The sequence below is a fragment of the Aequorivita sediminis genome, assembly GCF_032080575.2.
Lineage (GTDB): Bacteria > Bacteroidota > Bacteroidia > Flavobacteriales > Flavobacteriaceae > Aequorivita > Aequorivita sediminis.
The window spans coordinates 282,940-304,225 of record NZ_JAVLSO020000002.1 but is presented as its reverse complement, the minus strand read 5'-3'; the positions used below and the strand labels follow the sequence as shown (position 1 = coordinate 304,225).

Genomic DNA, 21,286 nt, shown 5'->3' with positions numbered 1-21,286 from the left:
CTTTTCTTTTAATCTAATTTATCTGTAAGTTTCTTAAACGTTTTCTTTGGATCTTTATTTTCATAAAGTATTTCATATACCGCGTTAATTATAGGTGTTTTAGCCTTTTTCTTACCTCTTTGTTGATTGAGCAGATATGCGCTTTTTGAGGCATAATATCCTTCAGCAATCATGCTCATTTCTAATTGAGCACTTTTTACAGTGTATCCTTTCCCTATCATTGTGCCAAACAAACGATTTCGGCTAAAAATAGAGTAACCAGTAACAAGAAGATCTCCTAGATATGCCGAATCGTTTATATCGCGTTTCATTTTGTGAACCTTCTTTACATACTTTTTCATTTCGCGAATAGCATTACTCATCAAGACACTTTGAAAGTTATCTCCATAACCTAATCCATGAGCTATTCCCGCTGCCACAGCGTAAATATTCTTTAACACAGCTGCATATTCTGTTCCTAAAACATCATCACTAGTTGTGCACTTTATGTAATCACTGCTCAACATATTGGCAACTATCTGTGCTTTTTCGTCGTCTGCACTAGCTATAGTTAGATAACTCAATCTTTCTAAAGCAACTTCTTCAGCGTGACATGGACCGGAAATAACACCAATATTATTAAAAGGAACTTTATAATGTGTATTAAAATGATCGCCAACAATTAAGCTAGTTTCAGGAACAATACCTTTAATTGCTGAAAACACAACTTTATCTTCTAATGAGACGGTTAATTTCTGTAATTCCTGATGAAGAAAAGCAGAGGGTATTACAAAAATTAAGTAGTCTGCATCTTCAACAGCTTTGTTTATGTCATTAGTGAGTTTAAGTTGCTCTAAACGGAACTCAACCGAACTCAAGTAGTTTGGGTTATGACCGTGTTCTTTTATGTGTTCGATAGCCTGTTCGCTTCGCATATACCACCCTATTTCATCAAGGTTTTCGCTTAGCATTTTTACAATTGCTGTGGCCCAACTTCCGCCACCAAAGACTGCAAATTTTGGTTTATCTGACATTTTCTTGTTTTAGAAATTGATTTGGTTTTACAATTTTAAAAGATATTTTCTTCTATAGATACTCTTAAATCAAAAGTACATAATTACAATCGAATCTTTTAACACTACCTTAATAAAGCGATTGCAATCTTTAATGAAGATCCTGCGTTATAGTTGTGATTTTTGAAATGAGAACTCCATACAATGGAGATAGTTTGAAAATTATTGGTTGGTTATTTAGTTGAGAACCGTCCCATCTTAATTATGTGGGGCGGTTTTTTATCTATAAAAATTCATTTCGTCTAGATATTTCCAAACTTCTGGTGAAAGCATTGGACGAATATTTTTTTTGTCTTTCACACCTTTTCTAATGAATGTTGAAGATAATTCGATGATAGGTGCATCAACTTTAATAATTTTTTCGTGATTGTTAAATTGTGTTTCCACTTCTCCTTCAGAAATACGTGGGTAAACATAGATAGAATAACGTTCTAATATTACTTCGTAGTTTTTCCATTTATGAAGACTCTTAAGATTGTCTTCTCCCATTATCAAACAAAAATCTCTTGAAGGATACTTTTCTTCTAAATGAGCTAAAGTATTAACCGTATAATTGGGTTGCGGTAAGCCAAACTCAATATTACTAGCTTGCAATTTATCATAATTATCAATCGCTAACTCCACCATTGCCATACGGTGATAATCTTCCAAAAGATTCTTCTTCTTTTTATGCGGATTATGAGGGGTAATTACAAACCAAACTTCATCTAAATCACTAAACTCTACCATGTGGTTGGCAATAATCAAATGCCCCATATGTATGGGGTTGAAAGTTCCGAAGTAGAGTCCTATTTTTTTTTGTTTTTTCATATCGCTGAGACCTTGCAAGGCAATGTTCTTACGTATGTTATTTGTCGGAAACGATGAAGCTTTTTACTAAGTCGTGAGCTTCATTTAAAGCTGTTTCCAAATCGTGGTTTTTTATAATTTTATCAAACTGAGGGGCTGTGGCAAGCTCTACAGATGCTTTTGCAATTCGCATGTTGATACGGTCATCGCTCTCAGTTTTTCGCTTCTTTAAACGGATTTTTAATTCGTCTATACTCGGTGGTTTCACAAAAACAGCAAGGGTACGGTCTGGAAATTTCTTTTTAATACGAAGCCCTCCTGCTACATCAATATCGAAAATCACATTCTTTCCTTCTTCCCAAATTCGTTCTACTTCAGACTTTAAAGTTCCGTAAAAGTTATCTCGATAAACTTCTTCCCATTCCAGGAAATCATCGTTTTTAATGTGTTGTTTAAATTCTTTCAACGAAATGAAATAGTAGTTTTCACCGTGTTTTTCATCACCTCTTGGATCTCGTGAAGTACAAGATACCGAAAATTTTAAGTTGAGATCTTCTTGCTTTAACAAGTGTTGAACTATAGTGGTTTTTCCACTTCCTGAAGGTGCCGAAAACACTATTAATTTACCCCCTTTTTCTGAATTCATAAAATTGTAATGACTTAAAACTAATTTGCGTAGAACGCTCTGTAGTTATTTTTTAAACTCTAAATATTAAAGTACGTTTAATGCTTGTTCTTTAATTTTCTCCAACTCATCTTTCATCTGTACAACAATTTGCTGCATAGGTGCGAAGTTTGCTTTACTTCCAATAGTATTAATCTCTCTTCCTAGCTCTTGAGTAATAAAGCCAAGTTTTTTACCATTAGAATCGCTCGATTTTAGAGTTTCATTGAAATAATCTAAGTGGTTTTTAAGTCGAACCTTTTCTTCAGTGATATCGTATTTTTCTAAATAGTAGATAAGTTCTTGTTCAAAACGATTTTCATCAACTTTCTCTTTGATATCTGCTACTGCTTTTCGCAATCTTTCTTTAACTCCATCTATGCGTTCTGGATCTATTGCCACAACGTCATCAAGTAACTTCGATATGTTTTTTGAACGCTCAATAAAATCGTTTTCAAGTACCAACCCTTCATCCGATCTATATTTATTGATTGCTTCTAAAGCTTTATTGATACCTTTTAAAATTTCCTCATATTCCTTCTCGTCAATCTCTTCACGTTCAGTTTTTAAAGCATCTGGCATGCGAACTGCCATTTTTAAAAGCTCAACTGGATCGCCATTTACAACATTTGCTAATTGCTTGATGTATTGTTTTACAGCATCCTCATTTATTTGAGTAGCAACTTCTTGTCCAGTAACTTCAATGTAAAGAGAAAAATCCACTTTTCCTCTTTGTAAAGATTTTGCAAGAATATCGCGTATTTCTAATTCTTTTTCGCGGTATGCTGAAGGCACGCGAGTGTTAAGATCTAAACCTTTGCTGTTAAGCGACTTAATTTCTATGGTAATTGTTTTTGAAGGCAATTGGACAACTTCCTTGCCATAGCCCGTCATTGATTGAATCATATACTTAATTTATTGATGGCAAAGGTAATAAAATAGTCTTTAGCGGGTAGGCGTTAAAGTGCAGCTGTTTTTAAAAATCTTCATTTAAAAACTTTAAAGCTCTCTCTTCACTGTAATAGCGAAAATTAGTTTTATGAAAACCTACATGACCCCCATATTTTGGAATTTCTAAATAAAGATTTTTCATTTCTGATGCTAATTGAATCGGGTAGCATTCTGAAGAGAGAAAACTATCATTTTGGGCGTTTAAAAGAAAAACTGGAATAGCTATATTCGGCAGAAATTGAAGGCTACTGTTTTTTTCATAATAGTCATAAGCATCCTTAAACCCATGTGCTGGAGCAGTATAAATATTGTCAAAATCTAATAAAGTGGTGATTTTCTTGTATTCTGAATGACTCATTTTTTCAGGGAAATCATCCATTTTCTCCTTGTACTTTTCTCGAAGTTTTATAAGGAAAGATTTTCTATACATCCAGTTTGAAAGCTTGTTTAATGACTCTAAGGACCCTCTTAAGCTAACAGGAGTTGAAACTGAAACTGCTTTTTTAATTTCTTTTGGAAAAGCATTGCGCTCCCCTAAATATTTCAAAAGTAAATTACCTCCAAGACTAAATCCCACTAAGGCTATTTCATTGTATTTATTCTTATCTAAAACCAACTCTACAACAGCTTCCAAGTCGTCTGTTTTTCCTGCATTATACGATTGAAATGAAAGGTTAGGCTCCCCACTACAACCTCGAAAATTTACAGCAGCCACATCCCACCCATCATCTACTAAGTGTTTTGCCTGTGCTACAATGTAAGTGCGTTGTGCGTTACCCTCTAATCCGTGTAGAAGAATTGCTACTTTGCTCGAATTACCTTTTGAATAAGACCAATCAATATCTAAAAAATCGGCGTCAGGTAACACTAACCTTTCACGATGCTGCAACAACTGAGGTACAGGACGAAACTTCGAGGAATATATTGTCGAAAAGTGTCCGTTTTTAAAAGGAAATTTAGGGTTATATGAACTTTTTAGAATAGGCATTTGCTAAAGAAGATTTAACACAATCTAAACAAATTTATTATGCTTGCATAGTAAAAGTACTTTAAATTTGCAGAAAAAATTACAGATGTATATAAAACAATTTGAAATACGTTGGAGTGATGTGGACGCTAATCGTCACTTGCGTAACAGTGCTTATATAGATTACATGAGCCACACGCGAATGGCTTTTATGATCGAAAACGGCTTAGACCAAAAACATTTAGTGAAGCACAATTTAGGTCCAGTGGCATTTTATGAACATATGTATTATTTCAGAGAAGTTTTTCCTGGGAAACCTGTTTCGGTTTCTCTTCAACTAAAAGGACTTTCAGAAGATGGGATGTATTTTAAATTCCTTCACAACTTTTATGATGAAAATGGTAAAAACTTTGCAAGCTGTGAAATGATGGGCGGTTGGATAGATTTAAATGCTCGTAAACTAACAGGACTTCCAAAAGAAATATTGGAGAAATTCAACGCTTTTGAAAAAACAGACGACTTCGAAACAATTTCTAAAGAAGATACACGTAAAAACAACATACGTCCAAGAGATTTAGAATTACAAGCTTAAATTAAATCGCTTTAATTTTACTTGTTGAATTACTTTAAAAAAAGTATTCATTAAGTTGTATAAACATAGGTGCATTTATCTGATTAAATATGTTAGAGTATAATATCTACGCTATTTAAAAAAGTAAATGCACCTATTTTTTAGGCTATAATGTTAAGTGTTTATTTATTTGGGTGAATAGACTCTTTAGCTGCTGCAACCGTTTTTTTACTACTGCCAATAAATATCTTGTCGTTATTAATAATTACAGGGCGCTTTAAAAACGTATAATGCTCTAGAATTAAGTTTTTAAAATCCTCCTCTAGAAGTTCTTCGTTTTTTAAGTTCCGCTCTTGATAGAGTTTTGCTCTTCTACTAAAAAGATCTTCGTAGCTGTTGGTAAGGTTGAAAAGCTCTGTTAATTCCTCTTCTGAGACCCCCTGAACTTTTATGTCTTGCTTTATAAACGACGAAGGAATTTCAATTTCATTCATAACACGCTTACACGTGTCGCAAGTGGATAAATAGTATACTTTTTGCATAATTCAAATTTAATCAATCTTTAAAAATGGTTTTGCTTCCTTTAAAGCAATTTTTAGCTCGATTGGGCCATCGGCGTAACTTGCAATTTCGTACTGGTTGTACACAAAAATTAAACTGTCTTGTATAAAACCAAAACTTTCCGGAAGATTAAACTTATCATTTTTAAAGGTAAATCCTGTAGCGTTTATCGATTCATTTTTATCAATTTCTTGTTGAGTACGGAACTTTTCTTCGGCGAAATCGACAAATTCATTTTTGTTTTTAAAAAGTTCATTTTCAGAAAGTTCTTCTCCAGTTCTCGGGTCGATATTTAAAAATGTTGTAGTTCCATATCCGTGAGCACCACCAGTATAAAGATATTGGCGCAGTTCAAAACAAACATGGTTATCAGCCTTGTATATTTCGTTTACCGAAATCTCGGCAAAATATTCACCGGCCATATCAGGAAATTGCTCTTTGTCGGCATAGTACACCTCTATAAATCCAGTTGCTGCATCCTCAATGGTTTTGGCTTTTGGAGTTGTTTCTTCACCTAACAAAAGCGACTGATAAATAAAGGATTTAATTTTGTTATTAATCTTTCCTGCAATACGCTCATTTCCAAAAACTTCAACATAGTTTATTGTAACTTCAGGGCAGTCTTTGTCTTTACAATACGATAGTTCTTTTTCGGTTAAGCTTTGAGGTGAAAATGCTATACTCTTATCTTCGGTACAACTTGTTAGAGCAATTAAAACTAAAATTACTACCGCGTATTTTTTATACATACTATTTTAAAGATTGGTTAATTTGTTTCTCCATTGGAGTAGATTTATTCTTTCAAAAGTAATAACTTTAAAATCAGCTATTGTGAAATTTTTATTAAATGATATATAATTATTTTAGAATAGTAAATTATGTTTTTAAGTTTTAAAAATTTACTATGAAATTTAACACTAAAACCATTCACGGCGGACAAGAAAATAGCGACCCAGCTTATGGGTCTGTAATGCCCCCTATTTATCAAACCTCCACTTATTCGCAAACTACACCTGGTGGACATAAGGGTTTCGAATATTCGCGTAGTGCCAATCCCACACGCGCTGCTTTGGAAGCTGCATTTGCGAGTATTGAAAACGGAAAATTTGGTTTAGCTTTTGGGAGTGGGCTTGCTGCTATTGACGCAGTAATGAAGCTTTTTAAACCTGGTGATGAGGTAATCACAACAAACGACCTTTACGGTGGCACGTATCGATTATTTACAAAGATTTTTGAAGGTTTTGGAATTACCTTTCATTTTGTTGGAATGGACAATGCCAACGCTATTGAAAAATACATAAATAGTAACACTAAACTTATCTGGGTAGAAACCCCTACAAACCCGCTTTTAAATATTGTTGATATTAAAAAAGTTGGATTAATCGCTAAAAAACATAAATTGCTTTTAGCCGTTGATAATACTTTTGCATCACCTTATCTTCAGCAACCATTAGATTTAGGAGCAGATATCGTTATGCACAGCGCTACTAAATACTTAGGAGGTCATAGCGATGTGGTAATGGGTGGTTTAATTGTAAGAGACAAGGAATTAGCAGACAAACTGTATTTTATACAAAACGCTAGCGGTGCTGTTTGTGGGCCACAGGATAGCTTTTTGGTTTTACGAGGTTTAAAAACACTACATATACGTATGCAACGCCATTGTGAAAATGGAAAAGCTATCGCTGAATATTTAGCGCAACACTCGAAAATTGAAAAAGTTTATTGGCCAGGATTTAAAACTCACCCAAATCATTCAATAGCAAAAGAGCAAATGAAAGATTTTGGAGGAATGATTTCATTTGTTACCAAAGGCAACAATTATAATGAAGCAGTTAGAATAGTTGAAAACCTAAAAATTTTCACATTAGCTGAAAGTCTGGGTGGCGTAGAAAGCCTCGCAGGACACCCTGCAAGCATGACTCATGCTAGCATTCCAAAAGAGGAGCGAGAAAAATTAGGTATTGTAGATTCGTTAATACGTCTATCTGTGGGGATAGAAGATGTAGAAGATTTAATTGCAGATTTAAAACAAGCTATTGGTTAAGGTTTTTGAAATGTGACATTAATTAATTTATATAATAAATGTATCCCACATTTAACCAATAAATCCAATCATTCGATTTGTTTTCTGGAACTGGTCTTTCTCCATTATTTTCTAGAGTAGGATTTAAGCCATCCGCCCAGTCTGTAAAATATTGTTGCCAACGGCTGTCTAGCATAATGTCGCTAAACTGACCAATTTTGTATCTAACACCTACACTTCCAACTACCGAAAAAGTTGATCCAGCTTGTTGTTGAAATGCATTAAAGTATTTAACCGGAGTTGTTATCGGGCTATTTAAATCTCCCAATGAAGATCGAACTTCTGGTTTGTAATGTACCCAATGAATTCCTAATCCTATATACGGCATTAATTTATAGCCATTTGCTTGAAAAGCCCTAATGCTTAATGGATAATACTCTAATCGAGTACCAATATCTAAAACCGTTACTTCACCAGACATAGCACGGAGCTGATCAGCAAATAATGATGTTTTATCTGGAGCTACCCACTCGCCATAATGTTGAAGCTTTGTTACGTGATAATCAAGCTCAGACCTTACTTTGAAGTGATCGTTAAAATAAGTGTATCTCGTGTAGATATTGAAATCACCCCTATATGCAAAATTTAGATAGTGAACGATACCTACTCCAAAACCAATATTACCTGAATTTGTTTCAAAATCATGCCGTTGACCGAAATCTGAATAAAATGCTACTGGACCAGCAATAATTCCTACCTCATTAGAAAAGCCAAATTGACCATATACCGCTTGTTGGAATAGCCCCAAAAAGGAAATTACCAAAAGCCAAGTTCTTATGTTCATTATGTATATGGGATTAAATTGTATGATAACAAATATATAAAAACTTGTTAAACGTCTGAATTTTATTCTACTAATTAGTTAATTTATAATTATTCAAGTGATATTCTGATGTTTAAATGAATATAAAACAAGTTCTTTAACTGCAGTTTTGAACGTTACAAACTGTGAAGAAAACTAATTTGCCAATATTTTCTGAATGCCCAATATTTAAAGTTTGAGAAAACTTTATACTTGTATTTATTTTGATATTGCAATAAATGGTATTTTAGCAAGTTATTATACAAAACTTATTTTATGAAGTGGTGGGCTATTGCTTTCCTATTGTTAATCCCCATTCTGGCAACTGCTCAGAACTATGAAGACCAATGGACTGGTCATTTTTCTTATGTTTCAGTAAAAGATATTTCCCAAGGCGATAATACTATTTTTGTAGGTGCTGAAAATGCTGTATTCACCTACAATCTCAATACCCAAGAAATAAAAACTATTTCTTCGATAAATGGCCTTTCAGGAAATTCTATAACCACAATTCACTACAGTGATGATTTTGACTTATTGATTATTGGATATGAAAATGGACTTATTGAAATCGTAAAAAAAGACGATCAGAATGTATTAAAAGTGGTAGATATCATTGAAAAACAATCCATTCCTCCTAATAAAAAACGAATTAATAACATTCGAGAACACAACGGTCAGCTGTATTTATCCACACAATATGGGATTTCAGTGTATGACCTTTCGCGTTTAGAATTTGGAGATACTTATTTTATTGGAGATTTGGGCACTCAAATTGATATTGTACAAACCACAATTCAAGAGCCTTATATTTATGCTGCTTCATCTACTGATGGTATAAAAAGAGCATTAGTTGATAACGACGATTTAATAGATTACAGACAGTGGACTACTATTGTTGGAGGTGGATTTAAAGCCATAGAAACATTAGGTTCAGGTATTTATGCTGCTAATTCTTCAAATGCTGTATTAAAAGTAACTCCTCAAGGCGGGACTACAACTATACGTAATTTTAATACTAATATTCAAAGTTTTCGAAAAGCAGATAACTTGCTTACCATAACGACAAGTAATTCCGTTCAAGCTTTCTCCGATGGTTTTATTGAAGAAGCAATGGTAAACAACGTTATTGATTTCGACTTAAAGCTTCAATCCGGCCTCGTTTTTGGGAACAATGTTTACTTAGGAACAACAGAGGATGGCTTGCTTATAGTGCCAATAGGAAGTAATCAAGCAACCCAAATTTTACCAAATGGCCCAATAAGGAACAGGCCTTTTGCATTAGATGCAAGTGAAAATCAACTTTGGGTGACCTTTGGGGAAGTTACAGTACATTTTAACCCATACCCATTGTCTAGATATGGTGTTAGTCAGCTTAAAGATTCAATTTGGACTAATATTTCTTATGAAGATATAAGCACTGCAGTAAATGGAGAACCTACAGATTTAATTAACGTAACTATAAATCCACAAGACCCCAACGAGGTTTTTATGAGTAGTTTTCAATTCGGATTGCTTAAAATGGTTGAAGGCACACCATCAATACTGTACAACGAAAATAACAGCCCTCTTGATAAAGCCATAATAAATGGAAGTGACGCGGGGATAAGAATATATGGTTCAGATTATGATCGTCAAGGTAACCTTTGGTTTTTGCAAAGTAGAACAGATGATGCGCTTGTAAAATTATCTCCTGGAGGACAATTTCAAAAAATAGATATTTCAAGTATTATTGATCCTGTATCCGATTTTGCCATGACAAAATTAGTTGTCGATCGAGCTAACAATATTTTTTTCGGAACTTATGGCAGTGGGATGGTAGGCTATAATTCTACAACAAATAAGTTCAACAAAATTGGTGAAGGCACAGGGTCTGGAAACTTACCCAACTTAAGTGTTAGAGCATTAGCTCTGGACAATCAAAACAGACTATGGATTGGAACCTTAAAAGGACTTAGAGTGCTATACAGTCCAGGAAGCTTTTTTGATGAAGGATCAATTCCACAGTCTCAAGCTATAATTATTTTAGAAAACGGAGTTCCTCAAGAATTGCTTTACGAACAATCCATTACAGATATTGAAGTTGACGGTTCAAACAATAAATGGGTTTCAACTGCCACTTCTGGAGTATTTTATCTCTCCCCAAATGGACAGGAAACCCTATTGCGATTTAATAAGGACAATTCTCCGTTACCAACAAATAATGTACAGGATATAGCTATCGATCCAAACAGCGGAGTTGTATACTTTGCAACTGCCCAAGGATTAATAGCCTACAAAGGTAGTGCCACTGCACCAAGTGAAAACTTAGAGAAGTTACGTGCCTTTCCTAACCCTGTACGCCCCGGGTTCAATGGGAATGTTACTATAGATGGACTTACAGCTGGAGCTAATATTAAAATTACCGATATTAACGGAAGCCTTGTATTTGAACAAACTTCTGAAGGGGGAAGCATCCTTTGGGACACTACTGCCTTCGGAAAATATAAAGTGAGGTCTGGAGTTTACTTTGTAATGGTAACCACTGATGATTATGCCGAAACTAAAGTTTCTAAAATAATGATAATTCGATAATGGTTGTTGCTACAAAAGCCATTGTATTTTCAGCTATAAAATATTCTGAAGCCGATTTGATTGCTGTTTGTTATACTGAAGCAGCAGGCATTAAAACTTATCTATTACGCAACATCCTTAAGTCGAAAAAAGGAAAATTAAGAACTTCATTCTTTCAGCCTCTTACTCAATTAGAAATAATTGCGAATCACAAAAATAAAGGCACCTTAGAATATATTAAGGATGCCAAAATATTTTATCCATATGAATCTTTACACACAGATATAGTAAAATCTAGTCTCGTGATGTTTTTATCTGAAATGCTTAAAAACTGTATTCGTGAAGAAGAAGTAAACGAGGAACTTTATTCTTTTCTAGAAAATTCGTTTATATGGCTCGATCAAAATGATGAAGTTGCCAACTTCCATATTTACTTCCTCTTAAAATTAAGTATGTATTTAGGTTTCTATCCTGACACCTCCAGCATAGAAGGAAAATATTTCAACATTGAAGCAGGTATTTTCCAAAAAACAGATTTTGAAAATATATGTTTTGAGGGGCCACAAGTTGAAAATTTTAAAAAGTTCTTCAATGTAAATGCCAAAAATCTAAATAACATTAAACTTACCAAAGACGATAGAAAACTAGTGTTAGAATTACTTTTAACGTACTATAGCTTCCACGTACAAGGTTATCACAAACCAAAATCTCTGGCTATATTAAACGAGTTATTTAATTAAAGCTAATTATTGATTATAATTTAAGCTGAAGATGTTCGTAATCGCCATCGCCAAGTTGCTTTCTTCCAACACTTTGAAAGCCTAATTTTAAATACAGCTTTTTTGCATTTGGATTATTGAAATCTACTAGAAGTCCTATTTTTTCATGACCTTCTATTCTTGCTTTATCTATTGCAGCAGCAATTAGTTTTTTACCGATTCCTTTTCCTTGATAATTGGGAGAAACACTTACCGTATCGATATATACTTCCCCAGGAGCAGTTTCATCCTCAATCACCAAGTCGTTCACACCATACTTTTTTGCTATATATTCCATAAATGGTTTTCTATATATAGGCAGTAATTTCCCGTCATAGGTTGTAATAGAACCCATTATCACCCCATCTTCTTCATAAACTAGCGTGTGATTAAAACTATATTGATTTTCTTTTTGCTGAAAGAAATGTGCAAACAGCTCGTAAGTATCTTCAACCTTATTAGTATTAGCAAAAGCACAAGCTAATTCTTCCATTGCTTGAACCATTAAGGGTACAACGTTTTTAAAGTCCTCAGGTTTAGCTGCGCGAATATTTGAAGTCTCTACATTTTTCATATCTATTCAGAATTTTCAACCGCCAAAGTAAGCCAAACTCCTAACAATTTTCAAAAGAATAACAATTTCTTAAGATAGAGTTCCTACTTAAAATAATATATTCAACAAAAACATAAGACATGAAAAAAGAAAATGAAAAGGTGTTAATTACCATAAATCCTACAAATGGTAAAGAAATTAAGAAATACCCTCTAATGAGTGATAAAGAAGTTGAAAATGCAATTACTAAATGTCAAGAAGCATTTCTAGATTGGCGTCTTGTTTCGCATACAGAGAGAGGGAAAATAATAAGTGCTATCGGTGAGGGCTTAAAAGCAAATTCAGAAGAGTTATCTAAATTGATGACCCAAGAAATGGGGAAATTGCTAAAACAGAGTAAACAAGAAATAGAGCTTTGTGCGAGCATATGCGATTGGACAGCTAGTAATGGTCCCGACAAATTTAAAGATGAAGAACGAGAATTACCAAATGGCGGAACGGGAATAATTACCCATTCACCCATAGGTATAATCTACGGAATTCAACCATGGAATTTTCCAGTTTATCAAGTAATACGTTATTCTATTGCCAATCTAATGGCAGGAAATGCCGTATTGCTAAAACACGCCGAAAATGTTACAGGAACAGGAATAATGCTTCAGAAAATTTATGAAGATGCAGGGTTGCCAAAAAATCTATTTACTGTACTAAAAATATCTCACGATCAAAGTGATAATGTTATAGAGCACGAGCTTATTAGAGGAGTAACCCTTACTGGAAGCCCAGCTGCAGGAAAAGTAATTGCAAAAAAAGCTGGAGCAGCATTAAAGAAAACTGTTATGGAATTAGGAAGTAACGATGCTTACATTGTTTTGGAAGACGCAGATTTGGATATGGCTGTAAAAACTTGTGTTCAAGGTCGTATTTACAATAATGGAGAAACTTGCGTAGCCGCCAAACGCTTTATTGTAGTAGATAAGCTTTATGATCAATTTCGTGATGCATTTGTTGAGCAAATGAAAAAAATAAAACACGGCGATCCAACAGACAAAGATTCTAAAATTGGACCAATGGCAAGGGAAGACCTTCGCAAGACGCTACACGAACAAGTTGAAGAAAGTGTAAGTAGTGGCGCCAAATTATTATGCGGCGGAGAAATGCCTGAAGGTGAAGGGTTTTTCTATCCAGCTACAGTGCTTGATAATGTAAAACCTGGACAACCTGCTTATGATGATGAGTTATTTGGCCCGGTTGCCTCTCTAATACGAGCCAAAGATCAAGATGATGCCATGCGAATAGCCAATGATAGTGAATTCGGGCTTGGTGGTGGAATTTTTTCTAAAAACGAAAAAAACGCTATTGAACTTGCGAGAAAATATTTCGATACCGGAATGGTTTTTATTAACGGATTTGGATTAGCACAGCCCAATATGCCATTTGGCGGTGTAAAAAATTCTGGTTATGGTCGTGAACACGGAGGCTTCGGAATGATGGAATTCGTAAATCATAAGGCTATAATGAAATTGAAAAAATAATTTAAGCCAATACCTCTGATATTATACAGAATTTATCAATTTCTTTTTTAAATCAATAAATCTTTAATAGGATAATCTTAAATTCAATATGTATTTTCTAAGATAATATTAAAGATTTGAATGAGTTCCTTTGTTAATTAATTTTAAATCGTGCAATTGACGAAGAATATTAAAGGATAAGTATTTAGTGGTTACAGGATATATGAAACAATAATAAATGGTTAAAACAACCTGTTCTGGAAAAAGGTAAAATCTATTAAATACTCTTTTGATAAAGACATAATACGCTCAATTATCTTTACGAGGTATGGAAAACTTATTTCGTTTTTACCCGCAAATGGCTAACACGAAACTATTTGTGGCACTTAGAAAAATCTAATGATACGACTTTTAAATAATACCCTCTTTATTTCGATATTCTGAAAAATAGAGAGGGTTCATTTTACAACTTCAAATTTTTGACATTCCATTACTTTCTCATAAACTGGATAAAATTCCATAACATTGTCTACATTATCGAGACTGCATAAAAAATTAACAGCAGCACACAGTCCTTTAAAAAGTGTTTCTTTAGAAGTAGTAAATTCAGGTTTAGCATTTTTGTGATTCAATGGCAATGCATAGCCACAGCCTTTAAGAAATTCTTTCTCTATTTTTAGTAGCTCTAATGGCGTATATCCAAAGAATCTTCTACCTAGCCTTTGATGCACTAAGCCCACATAGTTTAACTGCAACGAACCGTGATAATCGCTTAAATACTTCCAGCTATCAGTATTATTACATATAGTGCCAACAGCACAACTCTTGCAACACTCAGCGTTTAAAGTGCCATTATGAAAAGCAGTATACAGTTTATCTAAAGCATCATCCAATCTTTTGGTTAATTCCATAATTACTTAATTTACAGCACTATGAAATTAAGGAATTTTAAAAACCCCACAAAAATATTGGTTCTTTTTTTAGAGGTTACAGCAATTCTATTTCTCTACTCTGTGAAAATCCAAATCTTGATAGTTATAACTAAAATCGGTAAGTGGTGAAATTGGACTCATTTTAAACCCTTTGGCTTTTCCTTCGGTATCAAGATTAAAATTCACAAAGGCATCTGCTTTAAGTGAGGTGTCATCCCAACGTACAATATAAGTAGTTCCCTTATAAAAAGTCATAGAACCAACTAGATCTATAGCCTTTTCAGCTTTAAAACGAATTTTTCCGTTTTGATTACTGATTTCCACTTTCCCAAACCAAGGATCTTTATAAGTTCCTAAAATATTAGAAGGTTTTAGTTTTGGTGCTTTATTTTTTAATTGAATTTTTAAATCTGATGCTATTTGAGCATTAATGCTATCCTCAGCGCGCTCTCCTTTTAATCGACGTTCGTTGTAGTCCTTAATTCTGTCTTCGCCGTTTATTCCAAAATATCCGTCTTTAATAGAATTGGTAATTGCTGAAAAAGCAGCGCCACTTTGTTGATTGGTAAGTACAATAATCCCTAATTCTAATTCTGGAATTATGGTAACCTGACTAACTATTCCTAATAAACCACCTGTATGAGTCGCTTGAAAGTGACCATTTACATCACTTAGAAACCATCCTAAGCCATAAGCTGAGAAATGAGTGTTGTAATGTCCTTTCCCTCTTCTAACTAAAGTTTGTGGCGTCCACATTTCACGATGCATCTTTTTGCTAAATAGGCTGTCTTGAAGTTTTTCCCCGTATTTTCCTTCGTCTATTTGCGCTTGAACCCATTTGCTCATATCGTTTATAGAAGCGTAAATCCCAGCTGCAGGCGTAGCTATTTGAGTAAACGTATAACCTGTTATTTCTAATTTTCCATCTACAGGAGCGTGCCCGTCTATACGGTTATTATCAGCATCAATTTCTGGAATTGAAAGCAAGGAGCGATTCATCCCCAAAGGTTTAAAGAAGTTATCTTCTATATAAGTGTCGAAATCTTTATTAGAAACTCGTGCTACTATCTCCCCCGCTACAATGTAGAGAAGGTTGTCATAATCATATTTTGAACGGAAAGAAGATACTGGTTTTAAATACCTCAGGTTATGAATCATTTCATCCATTGTTGTAGTATTTTTTGCTGGAAAAACCATTAAATCACCTGCACCTAATCCTAGACCACTTCTGTGCGTCACCAAATCGCGTACTGTAAATTCGGCCGTGACGTAGGAATCGTGTAATTTAAACTCTGGGATAATATCAGTTACTTTTGTATCCCACTCCAATTTCCCTTGATCAATTAATTGAGCAAGCGCAGCAGTTGTAAATGCTTTAGTATTTGAAGCAACTCCAAAAAGTGTATTTTCGTTAACCTTTTGGTTCGTTTTTAGTGAACGAACACCATAAGTGTTTTTATGATAGATTTTTCCATCTTTTAAAACGGCTACAGCCATACCTGGAACGTCAAAAGTTTCCATGGTTTTATTTACCAAACTATCAATTTGAGAACTACTCAATTCTTGTGAGGTAACAGAAAGATTAAAAGACAATAAAAAAATAAAAAGTAGAGAAGTTTTAATAGCAATTGGATTCATATAAAATGATATTTTGAAATTAAAGCCTAAAAATAGGTATTCTTTCCCTAACCCGTTTGTTATTTTCTAAGTCGAACCCTAGTAAATTCCAACCTAAGGGTATTAAAATTGCATAAATGTTTCTAAAAAGTACAAACAAAATCAACAATATTTTAGGAATAATATTGATATTTAATAATTTACAGCGCATCTATTGCTATTAAAACATTATTTTTAAGATGAATATATTAAAACCTTAACCTAAACTCACAATATGAAATCACTTCTAATTATTAGCATTTCATTATTTATCAATTTCACAAGTTTGGCTCAAAATGCTGATGTTGTGAGTGAAAACGATAAAACTGAAGAAATTTTTTCATCAAGAGATAAAGATTATTTGCAGTATTGGCATTATGAACAAATTTTGCAGATGGATCTTACTGAAGAGGAACGTGACGGCTATCTTTCATTATTAAATTACTATACGTACAAAATATCTAGCCTTGGCTCGTCCAAATACAATTATACCGATTCTGAAAGAAAAACTAAGTTTGATGAACTTGTAGTGAAATTAAACAAGGAAATGAAAGAACTATTAAACCCTCACGATTACCAAATTCACGAAGACAGTTTTAGGAAAATTATTCAATTAGTTTATAATAAAAGAGAGTGGAAAAAATAAATACCTCTTTTCATAGCTATATTTATGTAACTCTGAAAGGTGAAACTTATCATAAAATATTTAGTTTTTACGGCATTTCCAATTTATGGCCCGCTTTATGAAATGTATGTCCACAGATTACAATAACCTTCACATTATTTTAGGGTTTTGATAAGTATTCGTGTGAAATTTAAAACTTAGTTTTCCAAAAAAATATAAATTATGAAATTTCAATTATTTACCATTGCATTTGCCGCACTAACATTGTTCAGTTGTGGTGTAAATCAAAACAAAAGTATGTCAACTAATAGCGACCAAGTAGAAATCACAAATACCAAATGGGTTCTTGAAACATTGGAAGGACAAAAAGTTGATGCTTTTCAAAATGGAAAAGAAATAAGTTTTACACTGAGTACTGAAGAAAACCGCATAAATGGTTTCTCTGGTTGTAACAGTTTTTTTGGGATTTATAATCTAGAAGAAGGAAATAGAATTAGATTTTCGGCTTTAGGTGCAACAAGAATGGCTTGCCCTGAAGGCGCTATAAATGAAAATGACTTTTTAGAGATTTTTAATTTAGCCGATAACTATACAGTTAATGGAGATAGATTAGAATTAAATGTGGGTAGAAGAGCACCTTTGGCTGTATTTAAAAAAGCTAAAACTTCTGCAGAACCTATTGTAGAGAAATATTGGAAATTGAAAAAGCTTGAAGGAAAGGATATCAAGATGGTTAAAAATCAAGAAAAAGAAATATTTTTCATGTTAAAATCTGATGATAATCGAGTAACTGGTTTTGCAGGTTGTAACACGATTTTAGGGTCTTACAAGCTAGAAAAAGGAAATAGAATTCGTTTTATAAATATGGGATCTACAATGATGGCTTGTCCTGATGTTGATATTAATGAGACTGATTTTCTAAAAATATTCCAAATAGCAGATAATTACACTATCGATGGAAATACTCTTACATTAAATGTTGGAAAAAGAGCTCCTCTAGCCGTTTTTGAAGCTGTTTACTTCAATTAAAATTTAATTGTCTTTATTGTGCTGAATTACAAAAGTGATTTTACTTGCCGCTTTTTCAGTTTAATCAATACGGAAAATAAAGCAAAATGATGGAAAACTAACGATTTTTAAGATTGCGGTTTTCCATCAATATTATTAATTTCTTCTATTTCATACTATTTATTATATTTAGTATTTAAATTTAACAATCAAGAACTTAGTGTGTGATTTTAATTAAAACACCCAGATGAATTACTTTCTTATATTTTTTTACTTTTTCATTTCTCAACCACAAACCGATACTTTTACGCTTACCATAACCGTTGATAATATTAAGGAAGTAAATGGTACTATTGAAATTGGTCTTTTTAACAATGGCGATCGATTTCTAGAAAAAGGTCAAGCTTATAAAAGTATTTCAATTGCTGTAAATAATAGTACGGAAACTATTACTGTAAAAAATATTCCAAAAGGGACATATGCAATTTCACTGTTTCAAGATCTTAACGATGATAAAATTTGCAATCAAAACTTTTTTGGTATTCCCAAAGAACCATATGCCTTCTCTAACAACATAAAACCGAAGTTTTCTGCCCCTACTTTTGAAGATTGTCAATTTCAATTGAATTCAGATAAATCGGTTAGAATATCTCTGTTAAATTAGAGAGCAGCATTTTACAACCACAACTCGTTTAAAACCAAATCTTTAAAACCTAAATATTGTTAATTACGCAATAAATTGGTATATTCGCGCCATTGTGTTTTAAAATTATCGTATTAAGAGGTTTTTTTTGGCATATTCTTAAGCTAACCACCACTTATTTTAAGTCTAGTAATTAGACTTTCTAGTTGCCCATCGCAACGTTTTCACAATCGATTATTAACATTAAGCAGTTACTTAAAGTAATGTGCTTGATATAACTATATTATTTTATGAATAAGAAACGCACGAACAAGAAAAGAGTTGGTATTATTGGTGCTGGACCTAGTGGTTTAGCGCAACTTAGAGCTTTTGAAGCATTGCAAAACAAAGGCGAAGAAGTTCCAGAGATAGTATGTTTTGAAAAGCAGAGCAACTGGGGAGGAATGTGGAATTATACTTGGAGAACTGGTGTGGGTAAATACGGCGAACCAATCCACGGAAGTATGTATAAATATTTATGGTCTAATGGACCTAAAGAATGTTTAGAGTTTTCTGATTATTCGTTTGATGAGCATTTCAAAAAGCCTATTTCATCATATCCACCAAGGCCAGTTTTATTCGATTATATTCAAGGAAGAATCAAAAAAAGTAAAGCTCGCGAATATATTCGTTTCGATACTACAGCTCGTTGGGTAAGTTATGACGAAAAAACAAAAAAGTTTACTCTTGTTCTCGACGACTTAAAAATTGATAAAACATATTCAGAAGAATTTGATTATCTAATTGTTGCTTCTGGACATTTCTCTACTCCTAATATGCCTTACTTTAAAGGAATAGAAAACTTCCCTGGAACAGTAATACACGCTCACGATTTTAGAGGTGCAGATCAGTTTAAAGATCAAAATTTACTCTTGATAGGAAGTAGTTATTCCGCCGAAGATATTGGAGTACAATGCCATAAACACGGAGCAAAATCGGTTACTCTTAGCTACAGAAGTAATCCTATTGGAGTTGCATGGCCAGAAGGGATAAAAGAACTTCCACTCGTAACGCACTTCGAAGATGATACTGCTTATTTTAAAGATGGGACTACCGAAAAGTTTGACGCTGTAATTATGTGTACTGGATACCAACACAAGTTTCCATTTTTACCAGATGAGCTTAGATTAAAAACAAAAAACAATCTTTATCCAGATCACCTCTACAAGGGGATTTTCTTTAATAAGCTTCCTCAATTAATTTACTTGGGTATGCAAGATCAGTATTACACCTTCAATATGTTTGATGCTCAAGCTTGGGTTGCACGCGACTTTATGATGGGAACTTATAAACTTCCTGAGGAAAATGAAAGAAGATTAGATATGGATAAATGGTTGGAAAGAAATGACAAATTAGAAACATCTTTCGATCATGTAGATTTCCAATCAGATTATATTAAAGATTTACTAGCACTTTCAGACTATCCAGATTTTAATGTAGATACTGTAGGGGAAATGTTTAAATCATGGTTGAAAGACAAAGAAGAAAACATCTTAACCTATCGTGATAAAACATATAAAAGTGTAGTTACTGGAACAATGGCTGCAGAACATCATACAGATTGGATGGATGAACTTGACGACAGTAAGGAACGCTATTTATTCGAACCTGAAGAGGAAGAGGCTATACCGGAAAACATTTAAAGTTTTTTTTTCATAAATAGAACTACTCATTAAAACATTTTAATGGGTAGTTTTTTTATACAATAAATTGTCAATGAATATTTAACAATAGATTAATTTATTTTAGTTCGTAAAACACCGAACTAATCGTAATTTTGTTTTGCAGTTAGATGGATGCGACTCATCACTCAAAAGAATTGCTTCAAAATATCAATAATTAACCAAATTTATAATCATGCAAACTTCATTTTTACAATCTATTAAAGATACTATTAAGCATTGGTACATCCCATTATTTGTTGGGTTGTTATTTGTAATACTAAGTATAGTAGTGTTTTCATCTCCTGTAGGATCAATGTTAACACTGTCGATATTTTTTGCGCTATCATTTCTGTTTAGTGGACTGTCCGAAATTATTTTCTCTATTGCCAATAGAGACCAATTAGACAATTGGGGATGGTCCTTAGCTTTTGGAATTATCACTTTTATTGTGGGCATTTCATTATTAAGTCATCCAGCACTATCAATTACAGTACTGGCATTTTATATTGGTTTTTTACTTCTTTTCCGCTCTATTTCATCAATAAGTTTTGCTTTAGACCTCAAAAAATATGGTAGTAAAAATTGGGGAGGATTACTTGTTTTTGGAATTTTAGGAGCAATTGTTTCCTTCTTATTAATTTGGAATCCATTGGTTGCAGGATTAAGCGTAGTTGTATTAGTTGCTTTAAGTTTTCTATTTGCTGGAATATTCAGCATTCTATTGGCATTCCAATTAAGGAAGATACATAAGGCAACTAAAGAAATTTCTGAGGATTTAAAAAATCGTTATACAATCCTTATGGAAGATATTCGCAAAGAATGGGATAGTTAATATCAAAAATTTCTCGAAGGTTTTAGACGTATTTTTGAAAATATTTTAGGCCATTTTTCAACGTTT

At 33.3% G+C, this 21,286-nt stretch carries 21 protein-coding genes; 10 read left to right on the top strand and 11 right to left on the bottom strand.

The genetic code is table 11. From position 1 onward, the window contains the following. Positions 1 to 8 precede the first annotated feature (8 nt). The 5 genes from RT250_RS04860 to RT250_RS04840 form a co-directional block, all read right to left on the bottom strand. A complete protein-coding gene (locus RT250_RS04860) occupies positions 9 to 1,013 on the bottom strand; it encodes an NAD(P)H-dependent glycerol-3-phosphate dehydrogenase (protein WP_313112653.1) in 1,005 nt (334 codons plus the stop codon). A 258-nt stretch (positions 1,014 to 1,271) separates the two neighbouring features. Then, the gene (nadD, locus tag RT250_RS04855) at positions 1,272 to 1,862 is read right to left on the bottom strand and encodes a nicotinate (nicotinamide) nucleotide adenylyltransferase (protein ID WP_313112651.1); all 591 of its coding nucleotides are present in this window, start codon (positions 1,860 to 1,862) and stop codon (positions 1,272 to 1,274) included. A gap of 37 nt (positions 1,863 to 1,899) precedes the next feature. Continuing rightward, positions 1,900 to 2,487, bottom strand: coding sequence for a guanylate kinase (gmk, locus tag RT250_RS04850; protein ID WP_313112649.1), 588 nt, complete (start codon positions 2,485 to 2,487; stop codon positions 1,900 to 1,902). A gap of 66 nt (positions 2,488 to 2,553) precedes the next feature. Further along, positions 2,554 to 3,411 carry a YicC/YloC family endoribonuclease gene (locus tag RT250_RS04845; protein ID WP_313112647.1) on the bottom strand — a complete coding sequence of 286 codons (858 nt, stop codon included), beginning with the start codon at positions 3,409 to 3,411 and terminating at the stop codon, positions 2,554 to 2,556. Positions 3,412 to 3,481: 70 nt separating this feature from the next. After that, positions 3,482 to 4,444: a YheT family hydrolase gene (locus RT250_RS04840; RefSeq protein WP_313112645.1), complete on the bottom strand. Its 963-nt coding sequence runs from the start codon at positions 4,442 to 4,444 to the stop codon at positions 3,482 to 3,484. Positions 4,445 to 4,529: 85 nt separating this feature from the next. Between RT250_RS04840 and RT250_RS04835 the strand changes: the two genes are divergently transcribed. Continuing rightward, positions 4,530 to 5,015 (top strand): acyl-CoA thioesterase, encoded by a 486-nt coding sequence (locus RT250_RS04835; RefSeq protein WP_341769332.1) that lies wholly within the window; start codon positions 4,530 to 4,532, stop codon positions 5,013 to 5,015. A 161-nt stretch (positions 5,016 to 5,176) separates the two neighbouring features. Here RT250_RS04835 and RT250_RS04830 read toward each other — a convergent pair whose 3' ends face one another. Then, positions 5,177 to 5,536 (bottom strand): arsenate reductase family protein, encoded by a 360-nt coding sequence (locus RT250_RS04830; RefSeq protein ID WP_313112641.1) that lies wholly within the window; start codon positions 5,534 to 5,536, stop codon positions 5,177 to 5,179. Between the two features lie 9 nt (positions 5,537 to 5,545). Next, positions 5,546 to 6,304, bottom strand: a complete 759-nt coding sequence (locus RT250_RS04825) for a DUF3298 and DUF4163 domain-containing protein (RefSeq protein WP_313112639.1) — start codon at positions 6,302 to 6,304, stop codon at positions 5,546 to 5,548. A gap of 155 nt (positions 6,305 to 6,459) precedes the next feature. Here RT250_RS04825 and RT250_RS04820 point away from each other — a divergent pair, with 155 nt between their 5' ends. Then, the gene (locus RT250_RS04820; protein WP_313112637.1) at positions 6,460 to 7,602 is read left to right on the top strand and encodes a cystathionine gamma-synthase; all 1,143 of its coding nucleotides are present in this window, start codon (positions 6,460 to 6,462) and stop codon (positions 7,600 to 7,602) included. A 22-nt stretch (positions 7,603 to 7,624) separates the two neighbouring features. On the opposite strand, the gene RT250_RS04815 is transcribed toward RT250_RS04820, so the two are convergent. After that, the gene (locus tag RT250_RS04815; RefSeq protein ID WP_313112636.1) at positions 7,625 to 8,425 is read right to left on the bottom strand and encodes a THC0290_0291 family protein; all 801 of its coding nucleotides are present in this window, start codon (positions 8,423 to 8,425) and stop codon (positions 7,625 to 7,627) included. Between the two features lie 294 nt (positions 8,426 to 8,719). Between RT250_RS04815 and porZ the strand changes: the two genes are divergently transcribed. Continuing rightward, positions 8,720 to 11,017 (top strand): type IX secretion system anionic LPS delivery protein PorZ, encoded by a 2,298-nt coding sequence (porZ, locus tag RT250_RS04810; protein ID WP_313112634.1) that lies wholly within the window; start codon positions 8,720 to 8,722, stop codon positions 11,015 to 11,017. Next, on the top strand, positions 11,017 to 11,736 hold the full coding sequence (gene recO, locus RT250_RS04805) for a DNA repair protein RecO (RefSeq protein WP_313112633.1): 720 nt from the start codon (positions 11,017 to 11,019) through the stop codon (positions 11,734 to 11,736). The genes porZ and recO overlap by 1 nt, the downstream gene beginning before the upstream one ends. Before the next feature lie 13 nt (positions 11,737 to 11,749). Here the strand turns inward: recO and RT250_RS04800 are convergent, their stop codons facing one another. Then, the gene (locus RT250_RS04800) at positions 11,750 to 12,328 is read right to left on the bottom strand and encodes a GNAT family N-acetyltransferase (RefSeq protein ID WP_313112631.1); all 579 of its coding nucleotides are present in this window, start codon (positions 12,326 to 12,328) and stop codon (positions 11,750 to 11,752) included. Positions 12,329 to 12,447: 119 nt separating this feature from the next. Between RT250_RS04800 and RT250_RS04795 the strand changes: the two genes are divergently transcribed. Continuing rightward, positions 12,448 to 13,842 carry an NAD-dependent succinate-semialdehyde dehydrogenase gene (locus RT250_RS04795; protein WP_313112629.1) on the top strand — a complete coding sequence of 465 codons (1,395 nt, stop codon included), beginning with the start codon at positions 12,448 to 12,450 and terminating at the stop codon, positions 13,840 to 13,842. A gap of 437 nt (positions 13,843 to 14,279) precedes the next feature. Here the strand turns inward: RT250_RS04795 and RT250_RS04790 are convergent, their stop codons facing one another. Both RT250_RS04790 and RT250_RS04785 read right to left on the bottom strand, forming a co-directional pair. Beyond that, positions 14,280 to 14,732 carry a Na(+)-translocating NADH-quinone reductase subunit F gene (locus RT250_RS04790; RefSeq protein WP_313112627.1) on the bottom strand — a complete coding sequence of 151 codons (453 nt, stop codon included), beginning with the start codon at positions 14,730 to 14,732 and terminating at the stop codon, positions 14,280 to 14,282. An 87-nt stretch (positions 14,733 to 14,819) separates the two neighbouring features. After that, entirely contained in the window at positions 14,820 to 16,391 is a 1,572-nt protein-coding gene (locus RT250_RS04785; protein WP_313112626.1) for a serine hydrolase, read from the bottom strand. Positions 16,392 to 16,644: 253 nt separating this feature from the next. Here RT250_RS04785 and RT250_RS04780 point away from each other — a divergent pair, with 253 nt between their 5' ends. The 5 genes from RT250_RS04780 (at position 16,645) to RT250_RS04760 (ending at position 21,220) form a co-directional block, all read left to right on the top strand. Next, positions 16,645 to 17,055 (top strand): hypothetical protein, encoded by a 411-nt coding sequence (locus tag RT250_RS04780; RefSeq protein ID WP_313112624.1) that lies wholly within the window; start codon positions 16,645 to 16,647, stop codon positions 17,053 to 17,055. Between the two features lie 201 nt (positions 17,056 to 17,256). After that, positions 17,257 to 18,063, top strand: coding sequence for an META domain-containing protein (locus RT250_RS04775; RefSeq protein ID WP_313112622.1), 807 nt, complete (start codon positions 17,257 to 17,259; stop codon positions 18,061 to 18,063). A 226-nt stretch (positions 18,064 to 18,289) separates the two neighbouring features. After that, the gene (locus RT250_RS04770; RefSeq protein ID WP_313112620.1) at positions 18,290 to 18,706 is read left to right on the top strand and encodes a DUF2141 domain-containing protein; all 417 of its coding nucleotides are present in this window, start codon (positions 18,290 to 18,292) and stop codon (positions 18,704 to 18,706) included. A 269-nt stretch (positions 18,707 to 18,975) separates the two neighbouring features. Further along, positions 18,976 to 20,367: a trimethylamine monooxygenase gene (locus RT250_RS04765; protein ID WP_139854047.1), complete on the top strand. Its 1,392-nt coding sequence runs from the start codon at positions 18,976 to 18,978 to the stop codon at positions 20,365 to 20,367. A 214-nt stretch (positions 20,368 to 20,581) separates the two neighbouring features. Continuing rightward, complete coding sequence (locus RT250_RS04760; protein WP_313112617.1) at positions 20,582 to 21,220, top strand: HdeD family acid-resistance protein; 639 nt, start codon at positions 20,582 to 20,584, stop codon at positions 21,218 to 21,220. The last annotated feature ends 66 nt before the right edge of the window (positions 21,221 to 21,286 follow it).

Bases quoted from the DNA above. Each gene is read 5' to 3' on its own strand.
- RT250_RS04860 (WP_313112653.1), bottom strand. From the start codon at position 1,013: ATGTCAGATAAACCAAAATTTGCAGTCTTTGGTGGCGGAAGTTGGGCC.
- nadD (WP_313112651.1), bottom strand. From the start codon at position 1,862: ATGAAAAAACAAAAAAAAATAGGACTCTACTTCGGAACTTTCAACCCC.
- gmk (WP_313112649.1), bottom strand. From the start codon at position 2,487: ATGAATTCAGAAAAAGGGGGTAAATTAATAGTGTTTTCGGCACCTTCA.
- RT250_RS04845 (WP_313112647.1), bottom strand. From the start codon at position 3,411: ATGATTCAATCAATGACGGGCTATGGCAAGGAAGTTGTCCAATTGCCT.
- RT250_RS04840 (WP_313112645.1), bottom strand. From the start codon at position 4,444: ATGCCTATTCTAAAAAGTTCATATAACCCTAAATTTCCTTTTAAAAAC.
- RT250_RS04835 (WP_341769332.1), top strand. From the start codon at position 4,530: ATGTATATAAAACAATTTGAAATACGTTGGAGTGATGTGGACGCTAAT.
- RT250_RS04830 (WP_313112641.1), bottom strand. From the start codon at position 5,536: ATGCAAAAAGTATACTATTTATCCACTTGCGACACGTGTAAGCGTGTT.
- RT250_RS04825 (WP_313112639.1), bottom strand. From the start codon at position 6,304: ATGTATAAAAAATACGCGGTAGTAATTTTAGTTTTAATTGCTCTAACA.
- RT250_RS04820 (WP_313112637.1), top strand. From the start codon at position 6,460: ATGAAATTTAACACTAAAACCATTCACGGCGGACAAGAAAATAGCGAC.
- RT250_RS04815 (WP_313112636.1), bottom strand. From the start codon at position 8,425: ATGAACATAAGAACTTGGCTTTTGGTAATTTCCTTTTTGGGGCTATTC.
- porZ (WP_313112634.1), top strand. From the start codon at position 8,720: ATGAAGTGGTGGGCTATTGCTTTCCTATTGTTAATCCCCATTCTGGCA.
- recO (WP_313112633.1), top strand. From the start codon at position 11,017: ATGGTTGTTGCTACAAAAGCCATTGTATTTTCAGCTATAAAATATTCT.
- RT250_RS04800 (WP_313112631.1), bottom strand. From the start codon at position 12,328: ATGAAAAATGTAGAGACTTCAAATATTCGCGCAGCTAAACCTGAGGAC.
- RT250_RS04795 (WP_313112629.1), top strand. From the start codon at position 12,448: ATGAAAAAAGAAAATGAAAAGGTGTTAATTACCATAAATCCTACAAAT.
- RT250_RS04790 (WP_313112627.1), bottom strand. From the start codon at position 14,732: ATGGAATTAACCAAAAGATTGGATGATGCTTTAGATAAACTGTATACT.
- RT250_RS04785 (WP_313112626.1), bottom strand. From the start codon at position 16,391: ATGAATCCAATTGCTATTAAAACTTCTCTACTTTTTATTTTTTTATTG.
- RT250_RS04780 (WP_313112624.1), top strand. From the start codon at position 16,645: ATGAAATCACTTCTAATTATTAGCATTTCATTATTTATCAATTTCACA.
- RT250_RS04775 (WP_313112622.1), top strand. From the start codon at position 17,257: ATGAAATTTCAATTATTTACCATTGCATTTGCCGCACTAACATTGTTC.
- RT250_RS04770 (WP_313112620.1), top strand. From the start codon at position 18,290: ATGAATTACTTTCTTATATTTTTTTACTTTTTCATTTCTCAACCACAA.
- RT250_RS04765 (WP_139854047.1), top strand. From the start codon at position 18,976: ATGAATAAGAAACGCACGAACAAGAAAAGAGTTGGTATTATTGGTGCT.
- RT250_RS04760 (WP_313112617.1), top strand. From the start codon at position 20,582: ATGCAAACTTCATTTTTACAATCTATTAAAGATACTATTAAGCATTGG.